Annotated in this window: 12 protein-coding genes; 8 read left to right on the top strand and 4 right to left on the bottom strand. The window is 33.8% G+C overall.

Annotated features, from left to right (window positions below):
* Nucleotides 1-19 precede the first annotated feature (19 nt).
* Both LW139_RS12165 and LW139_RS12160 read right to left on the bottom strand, forming a co-directional pair.
* A complete protein-coding gene (locus LW139_RS12165) occupies nucleotides 20-712 on the bottom strand; it encodes an XRE family transcriptional regulator (protein WP_109407690.1) in 693 nt (230 codons plus the stop codon).
* A gap of 110 nt (nucleotides 713-822) precedes the next feature.
* Nucleotides 823-1,080: a hypothetical protein gene (locus tag LW139_RS12160; protein WP_109407689.1), complete on the bottom strand. Its 258-nt coding sequence runs from the start codon at nucleotides 1,078-1,080 to the stop codon at nucleotides 823-825.
* An 811-nt stretch (nucleotides 1,081-1,891) separates the two neighbouring features.
* Between LW139_RS12160 and LW139_RS12155 the strand changes: the two genes are divergently transcribed.
* The 4 genes from LW139_RS12155 (at nucleotide 1,892) to LW139_RS12140 (ending at nucleotide 4,945) form a co-directional block, all read left to right on the top strand.
* Nucleotides 1,892-2,299, top strand: coding sequence for a DUF4878 domain-containing protein (locus LW139_RS12155; protein ID WP_247850004.1), 408 nt, complete (start codon nucleotides 1,892-1,894; stop codon nucleotides 2,297-2,299).
* Nucleotides 2,296-2,853, top strand: coding sequence for a YiiX/YebB-like N1pC/P60 family cysteine hydrolase (locus tag LW139_RS12150; RefSeq protein ID WP_244179645.1), 558 nt, complete (start codon nucleotides 2,296-2,298; stop codon nucleotides 2,851-2,853). Before LW139_RS12155 ends, LW139_RS12150 begins: the two co-directional genes overlap by 4 nt.
* A 255-nt stretch (nucleotides 2,854-3,108) precedes the next feature.
* The gene (locus LW139_RS12145) at nucleotides 3,109-3,822 is read left to right on the top strand and encodes an RNA ligase family protein (protein WP_247850003.1); all 714 of its coding nucleotides are present in this window, start codon (nucleotides 3,109-3,111) and stop codon (nucleotides 3,820-3,822) included.
* Nucleotides 3,809-4,945: an AAA family ATPase gene (locus LW139_RS12140; RefSeq protein ID WP_247850002.1), complete on the top strand. Its 1,137-nt coding sequence runs from the start codon at nucleotides 3,809-3,811 to the stop codon at nucleotides 4,943-4,945. The genes LW139_RS12145 and LW139_RS12140 overlap by 14 nt, the downstream gene beginning before the upstream one ends.
* A gap of 151 nt (nucleotides 4,946-5,096) precedes the next feature.
* On the opposite strand, the gene LW139_RS12135 is transcribed toward LW139_RS12140, so the two are convergent.
* On the bottom strand, nucleotides 5,097-5,588 hold the full coding sequence (locus tag LW139_RS12135) for a DUF4822 domain-containing protein (RefSeq protein WP_247850001.1): 492 nt from the start codon (nucleotides 5,586-5,588) through the stop codon (nucleotides 5,097-5,099).
* A gap of 1,016 nt (nucleotides 5,589-6,604) precedes the next feature.
* Here LW139_RS12135 and LW139_RS12130 point away from each other — a divergent pair.
* The 4 genes from LW139_RS12130 (at nucleotide 6,605) to LW139_RS12115 (ending at nucleotide 10,718) form a co-directional block, all read left to right on the top strand.
* Nucleotides 6,605-7,825 (top strand): PfkB family carbohydrate kinase, encoded by a 1,221-nt coding sequence (locus LW139_RS12130; RefSeq protein ID WP_247850000.1) that lies wholly within the window; start codon nucleotides 6,605-6,607, stop codon nucleotides 7,823-7,825.
* A gap of 27 nt (nucleotides 7,826-7,852) precedes the next feature.
* A complete protein-coding gene (locus LW139_RS12125; protein ID WP_166540531.1) occupies nucleotides 7,853-8,590 on the top strand; it encodes a glutamine amidotransferase in 738 nt (245 codons plus the stop codon).
* A 129-nt stretch (nucleotides 8,591-8,719) separates the two neighbouring features.
* Nucleotides 8,720-9,676, top strand: coding sequence for a DMT family transporter (locus LW139_RS12120; protein WP_166540530.1), 957 nt, complete (start codon nucleotides 8,720-8,722; stop codon nucleotides 9,674-9,676).
* Between the two features lie 10 nt (nucleotides 9,677-9,686).
* Entirely contained in the window at nucleotides 9,687-10,718 is a 1,032-nt protein-coding gene (locus LW139_RS12115) for a phosphotriesterase family protein (protein WP_166540529.1), read from the top strand.
* A gap of 108 nt (nucleotides 10,719-10,826) precedes the next feature.
* On the opposite strand, the gene glpX is transcribed toward LW139_RS12115, so the two are convergent.
* On the bottom strand, nucleotides 10,827-11,807 hold the full coding sequence (gene glpX / locus LW139_RS12110; protein WP_166540528.1) for a class II fructose-bisphosphatase: 981 nt from the start codon (nucleotides 11,805-11,807) through the stop codon (nucleotides 10,827-10,829).
* Nucleotides 11,808-11,884: the final 77 nt, after the last annotated feature.

Genomic DNA, 11,884 nt, shown 5'->3' with positions numbered 1-11,884 from the left:
TTATTGCTTTGATTATTGATTACCAAGCCATTACTGACCAATGGATGATACGGCCCATAATTTTTACAGAATCAGTTTCCGCTGATTCGTCAGGGAATTCGTCTTTATTATAGCTACGTATAATTAATTTGCCGCCTGGTTGACGATAAAGCAGTTTTATTCTGAATAAGGCATCTTGTTCGATAGCATAAATGCCACCATCAACAATGCGTGTGTTGCCTGTATCAACAGTGACCGTTGATCCATTTGGGATAACGGGAGACATACTATCACCATAAACAGAAAAACAAATGACATTTTGTGAGGAAGCGCCATAACGACGTAATGTGCTTTTAGAAAATCTCAATTTATATCCGTTATGATCTTCGTTAGTACAACAACCATCACCAGCCGCAAGTTCAATACTTTTAAAGTAGGGGATTTCTACTTCATCAGCACCTAAAGGGGTATTGCTATCCCATTCACTAACAGGTTGCCATTCATTTTCAGGTGGAATTTCAGAAGCAACATTAGGTTGCTCTTCACCTTCTAATAGCCAAGCTAAATCACAATTTAATGCTTTTGCTAATTCAGGTAAAAAACGTGGACGTTTAGTTTTGCCACTTTCTAGCTGTTCAATAGATTGCTGTGTGGTATTTGCTAAAGTAGCAAGTTCTGACTGTGTTAAACCTAACGCAATGCGCTTGTCTTTGGTTCGTTTCGCAATAGACATTAGTGACTCCTAATACGTGTCCTTACATATTCAAGTACAAAGAGTATATCGTAAAAAGAAAACAAATTAAATTGTATTTTATCTTAATAATAAAATTAAGGGTAGGTTAACTACTTAATTTGGAAAACATCATCTGCACTGTTTGGTGGCGTGAGATAAGGATTTTCATCAGTAACATCAGGATCTCTTAAGACTTCTCCACAGAAAATAATAAGGTCAGGTCTTTTTTGTTTTAAGTAGTTAAGTCGAGTTGTGCATTCATCTTTAGTATAAATAGTTTCTGTAACAGGAACTGCATCGCAAGAATCATTTCCACAAGGACTTACCAATAACACGTAACCGACCAGCATGAGCTGTGAAGTAAACATAAAATATCCTTTTAACTATTCATGTTTGGTCATCAAAATCAGACAGCTAGATTACCTATTTGTTGATAAAAAAGCAGTTTCTATTTGTCTTAAATAGGATTAATGATGCAAAAAGGTGTATGTGATCACAATTTTTCTAGTGTTTGTTTGTATTTATTAGTGATGTGTTATAGGCAAGTAGCTCAAATAATAGGGATGAATACGAGAAAATATATTGTGAAAACAAATAGAATTGTTTTTTAACATGATTTAATGTTGTAATATTGTTATTAATGTATTGGGTTGATACATCTCATAAAATATTAATATAAATAATGCTGGTTAAGTAGATAAATTAGGACTCATTACATTATATTTAGTCTAAATTAAAGTAGTTACTATAATAATAGCGAATAATTTTATTTTAAAGATCTTTTTAAAATATTGGTGCTTAGTATTCTTAATCTTTATCTTTAATAGATTATTAAAAAACGAAAAAATTAGATAAGTCGATAGAGTGAGGTTTTTAATATATTGATTTATAAGAATAAAAATGGTTATTTTATGGTGTTGTTTGTGAGTGTTTAAAATGTTCTTTTTATGAATACTGAAAGGCTATTTTAAAGTAATTTCTTTTCAAAAATAAATAATGATATAAAAATATGCCGAAATTTATTTTTATCACGTATAATTTAATAGAGAAAAAGTTAAAGTCGTGTTCTTTATTGAGTTAATTATTAAATAATGTATTAATTATCTTATATCTTAATATAGGACATCTTTTTATAAGTTTCATCGGTCAAAGAATATCATGCTAAGGTAAGGATAAATTATGTTAAAAAAAGTCATGGGAGCCCTATTTTTTATATTTGCAATAATAACACTATCAGCGTGTGGTGATAAAACAGATGATCCGGGTCAGACTGCAGTTGCATTTGTTGAAGCGATTGCTGCAGGGAATAGTGATAAAGTTATTTCATTAATTTACTTAAGCGAAATGCAAGGAGATCCAAATGCTGAACAATTTAAACGTAAATTTAAAATGATTGTAGAGGAAACGGGTAAGCAAGTTAAAAAGCAAGGTGGCTTGAGTAAAGTTGAAATTATCAGCGTTGAATATAGTGAAGATAAAAATAGTGCGATTGTGACATTAAAAACTAAATTAAAAGATGGTGTGGAAAAAACTCAAGCACAAGAGATGATTAATGTTGATGGTAAATGGAAAGTTAATTTTAAGTGATTACTCGTGCCTTTACTATTTTAATTTTATTCTTAGCGGGTGCATTTTATGCGCTCGCTTTACCTCTTGATTTAAAAAATGGAGATTTAGTTTTTCGTGAAGGTGATGAAGTTATTAGTGAAATAATTAAGCAAGTTGATAGAAGTGGATTTAGTCACGTAGGAATGGTGTGGATTTCAGATAATGGTATTAAAGTGATCCATTCAACACCAAGTGAGCATATAGGTATTAAAGATGGTGTTACCATTGATAATATAGACTTCTTTATTAGTCGAGCAAAACCCAATACTGTTCGTTTTTATCAAGTAAAAGGAAGCGAGGAAGCTAGAAATAATGCCGTAAAGATCGTATTAAAGCGCGTGGGAGAAAACTTTAGCATTTATTCCAAGCAAGGGGTTTATTGTACAGAATTAGTTGCTGATGCATGGCTAAAAGCGGGGGTATCTATTTCAACAGGAACTCAAACATTAGATATGCCGTTTATTTCAGATATTCCTCTTATTTTTCCTGAAAATTTAATTAATTCTGAAAATGTAATTCTTTATCCTCAATAAACACTATGATTAGCTTCTTTTCAAATCTCTACTAATACAAAGAGACAAATAAATTTGAAGATTAAATATCTAGCTCTTTTTGAAACTTACATGTAATATCCCTCCAGATTTATTTCCTTTCCCTTTTGATTATTTAGGTTGTAGTTATGTAATACGCATTAAGGCACTGAAGTCACGGTGCAGAAACAGAAAATTCACTTACCGAATAACTAGTTAAATTTGGTAGAACCTCTGTTACTTAATGAGTACAAGATAATGAATAATCAATCACAAAAATATGATAGAACCTATCACTATCCTTTTTCACCAGGCACAACAAACGACGATCGTATAAATGCGCAATGGTGGCAGGATATTTGCCAAATAAAACATCTTATCCATACAGAAAAGTTGGATGGAGAAAATAATTGCCTAAATAAAATGGGAGTTTTTGCTCGCTCTCATGCTACACCAACGCAATCCGCATGGACTTCTCAATTGCGTCAACGTTGGCAAATGATGAAAAACGATTTAGGTGAGTTAGATATTTTTGGTGAAAATCTATACGCCATTCATTCTATTGAATATGCACACTTAGAAGAATATTTTTATGTGTTTGCGGTTCGTTATAAAGATAAATGGCTAGGTTGGGAAGAAGTGCAGTTTTATGCTTCTCTGTTTGATCTTCCTACAGTGCCAGAAATTAAATTGCCGGAATGTCGGGATAAAGCAGAGTTTGAAAATATGATTGTTTCACAAGCCAAACAGGCGAGTTTTTTTCAATCTCAAGATGTTTTAACACAAAAACCAAGCCCAATGGAAGGTATTGTGACACGAGATGCTCAGTCATTTTCTTTAAATGATTTTTCTCATCGCGTTTTTAAATATGTTAGAAAAGATCATGTAAAAACGGATGTTCATTGGAAAAAAAACTGGCGACGTGCTCCGTTAATCTGGGAAAAAACACAGGGATTTCATGATGCTTCATAAGAAATTACACACTGAGATGTCATGGGAACACCTCTGTGAATTATACGATGAAATTAGTGATATGGCAGGTGTTATGCAGGACCCTATTCATCATGCAGAAGGTGATGTGGCGATACATACACAAAGAGTAATCAATTCAGTTAAATCATTACCTGAATATGGAACCCTGACAGAAAGAGAGCAACAAATTTTATGGATCTCGGCACTTCTTCATGATGTAGAAAAACGTTCTACAACACGGGAAGAAGAGGGGCGTATTATTTCTCCGGGTCATGCGCGTAAAGGTGAATTAACAACACGTTGTTTTCTCTACGAAAAAGTACCTTTAACTTTTGCCGATAGAGAGCAAATTGCAGCTTTAGTTCGCTTTCATGGATTACCTTTGTGGGTAATGGATAAGCCTGATCCTAAAAAAGCATTACTTGCAGCATCATTAAGAGTGGATTGTTATTTGTTGGCCTTATTGGCTAAGGCAGATATTTTAGGACGAGATTGTGATGATAAACAAGGGCTTTTTGATAAAATTACGTTATTTACACTTTATTGTGAAGAGTTAAATTGTTGGCGTAAACCTGCTCCATTTTCTTCAAATAAAGCCTGTTTTCACTATTTTCATACAGACAATAGTACTGATTGTAATTATGAGCCTTATCCTGAAAAAGGAAGTGACGTCACGGTGCTTTGTGGGTTACCTGGGATGGGAAAAGATACCTATATTCGCCAATATTGTGCAGATATTCCTATCGTGAGTTTAGATGAGCTACGCCGCCAACATAATATTAAACCTGATAATCGAGATGCTAATGGTTGGATAGCACAACAAGCAAAAGAGCAAGCTCGAGTTTATTTACGAGAGCATAAACCTTTTGTTTGGAATGCTACTAATATTACAAGAAAAATGCGAGATCAGCTGATCTCTTTGTTTTATCGTTATAATGCAAAAATAACGCTGGTTTACATTGAAGTGCCTTATGCTCAATGGCAAAAGCAAAATAATGCAAGGAACGAAGTGGTACCTATTAAAGTAATGGATCGTATGTTAAGTAAATTGGAAGTTCCAACACCAGAAGAAGCACATAAAGTAATTTATTGGATTGAAGGAAAATCACAAACCTTGATTTAATTTAGTGGGTTAATTTTGGTGTTTAGCATCATTCAAATAGTTACATGAGAAGTACGCTATAACCATAAAGCAAGGGCTATTTTGTTTCTACAAAATAGCCCTTTTTCTTGTTTATGAGGGATTTATTGGCAGGTAAAACAACGTATTAAATTTATTTTTTAATATGATGCACAATATCGAAATAGGTGTTGCGATCTTCAGCGTTTGGATAAATACGATAAGTATATTCATCATTTTTAATCGTGATATTTTCTACATCACGGGTAAACAACGTCTTACCTTCAGTGTCTTTAGCAACTAAGGTACGTATTTTGCCATCATCTGACATAGACCAATCGCCTTGCATTTTCTGTTTACCTTCGGGTGTAAACATAATAAATGTGCCATTAGGGTAATATTCAGCAAGGCCAAAATAATTACTCACTTGGGCATTATCTGCGTCTGTTTTATTGCCTTTTTCATCAATCGCATCGGTCGTTACCCAGACTTTTTCTATCATGAGTTTCTCATAGTTATTTAGTTCTTTTTGAGCTTGAATAACACCTTGAGCTTGCATATTAGTGGATGATGTTGAATTCTCAGCGGCAAAAAGAGAAAAGCTAGCGCTTAATAATGAGATTGCGATAAGTGATTTTATTTTCATTTATATATCCTTATTTTACGTTGTACTTTTTGTCAGGAATTTATGTTGTGTCTGACGATATGTATAAATTTAGGCATAAAATGGATGAAGTGCGAGGAAAGAAGTATGACAAAATGTTTCTGATAAAAAGGTTAACTGACAAAAATAATTAGCGATAAATATCGCTCGTGTGGTTTTTTTTAATCTTATTCTCTGCTTTTATTCTTATCCTAGTGATAATTACTTCAAACTGGGCGTGTAAAAAACGAATAGTCTTCATTAATGGCAAGTAAAAAAAATAAAATTCCTGTTTGATTTACAAAACAAAATTAAAGTTTGACTAAATGATGTATTAAATAGACAAAGCATAATGGATTTTTTTGATAAAAATCGCTAAAAAAAAATATAAATTCAAAAAATAAGTTTTATTTCTCCTAAAAAAGAACTTTGCTATCTGACTTAACGTAATCAAGATCACAAAAATGAAAGATAGAAATTGAGTATGTTTTTATCATTGCGTTTATATTTCTTAACTAAATCATTTTAATTTATAGAGAGAGAACGATTTCCATGTAAATATAATAATTAAAATCTATTCATTATAAGAATATTGTTAAAATAGCAATCATAAGTATAGTTAATGTATCATCTAGTTCAATTAAATCGTATTTGAATTAAGTAATATTACTTATTTTTATGTAAGGTTAAATTTGTTTTTTTTAACCTATTATCTTTAAAAGTAAATTTTATTTTTTTGTTTTAAATTATATTTTCATTCATAGTAAATAAATAAATTTTAGTATTAAATTTTTTTATGATAAATAAATTAAAAATAAATAATTTATCGAATAAGTTTTTTCTTAAAAAATTAAAATATTTATTAAATAATTTTACTATTGCTGTTTTTTATTTCTGTTTACTTTTGTTTTTCATTTTTTATTTCTGTTTTTTTTTGCTTTTAACAAATAACATATGATTGTAATCACAATCCCATAATAACCAATAAACTAAAGTTGTTGATATAGAGGGAACATTAAATGAAAGCAGAACGTCATAAAAAAATAATTAATCTGATTAAAGGTAATGGTGCAGTAAAAGTTTCTTTCTTAGCGAAAGAACTTGATGTTACCAAAGAAACAATACGTTCAGATTTAAATAAACTAGCTGAAAAAGGAATTATAAAAAGATGCCATGGTGGCGCTTTTATAGAATTTGAAACGTTGGATAAAGTTGCTAAGAAAGAAATCATACAATTTCTAGAGTGTAATGATCAAATTGATAAAAGCGATTTAGTGAATAAAATAGCAATCAATAAAGTATGTGTACTTGGCTCATTTAATGTCGATATGATTAGCTATTTGCCTAGATTACCAGAAGCTGGGGAATCCTTATTATCGAATAAGTTTATCTTTTCACCAGGCGGTAAAGGTTGTAATCAAGCACTCGCTGCAAGCTATGCTGATGCACAAGTGCACTTTATTACCAAAATAGGTACTGATCAATTTAGTGATTATGCAGTTAATTTTATATCGTCTTCAAGAATAAAAACATCAACGATATATCAAACTGAAAATTATCAAACAGGTACAGCCTCTATTTTTGTTTCAGAGGAAAGTGGCGAAAATATTATTTCCATTTACTCTGGTTCTAACATGGATATCTCTGCAGATGAAGTGAAAATACAGAAAGATAAAATTATTGATGCAGACATTATATTATTACAGTTAGAAACGAATATTGAAGCATTAAAAGAAATTATTGCTATTGGAAATGAAAATAATATTCCTATTATTCTTAATCCAGCGCCTTATAACAAAATAGTTAATGAATTACTTCCTATGGTAGATATATTAACACCTAATGAAACGGAAGCGAGTTTATTATCTGGAATAGAAGTTCTGGACATAGGATCTGCAAAGAATGCGGCAGTTTCTATTTATCAACAAGGTGTAAATAAGGTAGTTATTACGCTAGGTAGTAAAGGTTCGTTAGCTTACGACGGATATAAATATATTTATTCACCAGCATATCCGGCAGTGGTAAAGAATACCGCAGGGGCAGGTGACGCTTTTAATGGTGCGCTCGCTGCCTCATTGGCAAAAGGAAAGCAGTTTTCTTATGCGTTACGCTATGCATCAGCTTTTTCATCATTAGCTGTTGAGACGAGTAATGCTTCAGAAATGCCTGAAGATATTAATGTCATGCATCGCATCAATCAAACAACATATTCACAGATTGTTACCCAATCCCCCGAATAAATAATCTTTTTTGAAAGAGGAATCAAAATGAAAATCTTATTTATTGGTGAGTCATGGCATATTCATATGATCCACTCTAAAGGCTACGACAGTTTCACATCCAGCAAATATGAAGAAGGTTCAACGTTCTTATTAAGTTGCTTAAGAGAGAATGGTATTGAAGTCGATTATATGCCTGCTCATACCGTTCAGGTTGCTTTTCCACAAACAGCAGAATCATTGGCTAAATACGATGTCATTGTCATCAGTGATATTGGTGCAAATACGTTCCTTCTGCAAAACGATACTTTTTACAATATGAAAGTTATTCCTAATGCATTGGGATTAATTAAAGAGTTTGTAGCGAATGGCGGCGGCTTATTAATGATTGGTGGTTACCTGTCATTTATGGGGATTGAAGCTAAAGCAAACTACAAAAATACATTACTTGCAGAAGTTCTACCTGTCGAAATGCTAGATGGTGACGATCGTGTTGAAGCGCCTGAAGGTGTATTTGCAAGTGCCGTAAATGCTGAACACGTATCAGTGAAAGGTTTTGGTGAATGGCCAATGTTCCTTGGCTATAACAAAGTTTCAGCTAAAGAGAATACAGAAACTGTATTAAATATTGGCGAAGATCCATTACTGGTATTTGGTCAATTCAAAAAAGGGAAAACAAGTTGCTTTATGAGTGACTGTTCACCGCACTGGGGGAGTAAACAGTTTTTAGCATGGCCACATTATACCGATATGTGGGTCAACATTCTTAATCAAATAGCACGTTAGTTTGAATTAAAAATGACTGTTATAAAAAGTAAAAAGCGCAGAGTTGCAGCTCTGCGCAAATAAAAAATCGATTACTTAAAAAATAAAAAAAGAAATCACTCATAACCAATAATCCAAAAGGAACGTCTTATGAGTACAAAAAATTTATCAGTGCCCTTACTAATGTTAGCAACGGTGTTAGCGGGCATGCTATCACCAATGCAATCTGCGGTTAATGGTGAGTTAGGACACGTTTTAAACGATGGTAACGCTTGTGCAGTTATCTCTTTTGGCGGTGGTTTAGTGGTAATGTTTTTTATCATTATATCGAAAAAACAGTACCGTCAACAATTTGCTTCAATACCAAGTTTAATTAAAACACGTAAAATCCCATTATGGAACTGGCTTGCCGGTCTTTGTGGTGCGATGGTTGATTTCTCTGAAGGAGCTTCGGCAAGTGTATTAGGGATTGCTACATTCCAAACGGCATTAATTTCGGGAATGATATTGTCAGGTTTATTGTGTGACCGCTTTGGTGTGGGTGTGGATGAGAAAAAATATTTCACGCCATACCGTGTATTAGGTGCAGTGTTGGCCGTTGTTGCAACTCTATTGGTTGTTTATCCACAATGGCAATCAACGTCATTTATTTATTTAGCTAGCTTACCTTTCATTGCAGGTTTATTGGCCGGTTGGCAGCCAGCGGGTAACTCTAAAGTAGCAGAAGCAACGGGTTCTGTGATGGTGTCTATCACTTGGAACTTTATTGTTGGCTTTGCTATTTTAGCGATTGTTTTAGTTATTCGTATGGCATTAGGCCATATCACAATTGAATTACCTGGAACATGGTGGATGTATTTAGGTGGTCCTTTAGGACTGATGTCTATCGCATTAATGGCTATTTTAGTGCGTGGTTTAGGCTTGCTGATGTTAGGTGTTGCATCCACAGCGGGTCAGTTATTAGGTTCTGTCTTAATTGATCTGCTATTACCTGCATTAGGCAATACCGTTTATTTAATGACAATTATCGGTACATTATTTGCGTTAGTGGGCGCGATTGTAACCACAATCCCTGAATTTAGAGCCACTAAGTCAGCGAAAGCATAGGAGTAACATGATGAAAGATTATATTCAAACTGTGATGGGCCCCGTTAAAAAAGAAAATATGGGGCTGACATTACCTCATGAACATCTATTTAATGATCTCTCTAGTGTTGTTGATGAACCTTTTTATGAGTTCTCGCATGTATTAGTTGATAAAAAAGTCAGTGCAGATATTCAATGGGGACTAAAATACGATCCTTATTGTTGTTGCGATAACATGGATGAAAAGCCAATTGATGATGTTATTTTTGAATTAAATAATTTTAAAGAATTAGGTGGCGGAACAATTGTTGATGCAACGGGTTCTTCATCCATTGGTCGTGATATTAGAAAGCTAAGACAAGTTGCAGAAATAACAGGAATTAATATTGTTGCATCCTCAGGACTTTATATCGAAAAATTTGAAGGTCAACGTCTTGCTGATGATATAGAAGCAATGGTGAAAATTATTGATGACGAATTAAATGTCGGCATTGATGGTACAGATATTCGTGCAGGAATGATTGGTGAAATTGGGGTTTCTCCTTTCTTTACTAACGGTGAAAAAAATAGCTTACGTGCAGCAGCAATTGCTCAAAATAATAATCCTCATGTTTCTATGAATATTCATATGCCAGGCTGGCAACGTCGTGGTGATGAAGTTTTAGATATTCTGTTATCTGAAATGGGCTGTAACCCGGCTAAAATTTCATTGGCACACTCTGATCCCTCGGGTAAAGATATTGATTATCAATGCAAAATGCTAGATCGCGGTGTTTGGCTTGAGTTTGATATGATTGGCCTTGATATCTCTTTCCCTAAAGAGGGCGCTGCGCCAAGTGTTATGGATACTGTTGAAGCTGTCGCAACCTTAATTGAAAGAGGTTATGGTAGCCAAATTGTATTAAGCCATGATGTGTTTTTAAAACAAATGTGGGCAAAAAATGGGGGAAATGGCTGGGGATTTGTTCCGAATGTATTCCTTTCATTATTAGCTCAACGTGGTATCGATAACTCTATTATTAAAAAGTTATGCGTTGATAATCCAGCAAATTTATTGGCTTAAATCTGAGTTCAAATAAATAACAATAAACATACCCCTTGAAATATTTAGCGGCACCTTAATCGAGTGCCGCTTTTTTATGTCTCAAGGAGCAGAAGACAAACAGAAAAATTAACGTAAATGGTAATTTTCAATATAACGTAGTGAATGAGTTGAACCATTAATCACTAAAGAATGTGTCTGTAGATATTGGGATTGTTGCTTAACACCAGATAAAAGATCTCCAGCCGTAATAGCGGTTGCTGCAAACATCACATCTTGATTACGAACTAATGTATCTAGTGATAATTTGATGTTCACATCAGTTCCCATTTTATGACAGCGAGCAATTTCACTGACAGCAAGTTCTCTATTTTCTGCAGTATTTCCTTTTGCGGTATCACGTGTAATCAGACGAGCTTGCATATCACCACCAAGCGCTTTAGCTATTGCTGCACTAATAACACCTTCTGGAGCTCCGCCAATACCGTACATAACATCAATACTATTATTTGGCATTGTGGCATATAAAGAAGCAAGAACATCACCATCAGGTAGTGTAATGACATTAATCCCTTTGGAACGAAGGTCGTTAATAATATCGTGGTGGCGAGGCTTGTCTAAAATAGCCAGTGTGAGTTGCTCAACTGATTTATTTAATGTTTGTGCAATAGCATCAAGGTTATATTCTAGGCAGTGGTTCAGATCAATGACACCTGCAGCTTGTTTACCGACAATTAATTTTTCCATGTACATATCAGGAGCTTGTAGAAAACTGCCTTTAAAACCCGCAGCTAAAATAGCAAGAGAATTGTTTTCGCCCGTAGCGACCATGCGAGTACCATCAATAGGGTCAACAGCAATTTCTATTTTTTCACCTTTGCCATTACCGACTTGTTCACCAATATAAAGCATTGGTGCTTCATCTATTTCGCCTTCACCAATAACGATTTCACCATTGATATTTAAGCTATTTAAACGTGCTCTCATGGCACTTACGGCAGCATCATCCGCTGCATTTTTATTTTGTTTTCCGATCCAAGGCATGGCTGCAATGGCCGCAGCTTCTGTTACAGAAGCAATTGCGTTAGTTAGTTCGTCATTTAATTTCATATTATGAGTGTGTTTTTTAATACAAATGGAAGATTAAAGGAGTTGATAGATCATACCTTTTTTTTGAAATTGTGTGC

Source organism: Proteus vulgaris (assembly GCF_023100685.1).
GTDB lineage: Bacteria > Pseudomonadota > Gammaproteobacteria > Enterobacterales > Enterobacteriaceae > Proteus.
Note: the sequence above shows the minus strand (reverse complement) of the source record. Positions and strands in the feature narration are given on the sequence as shown.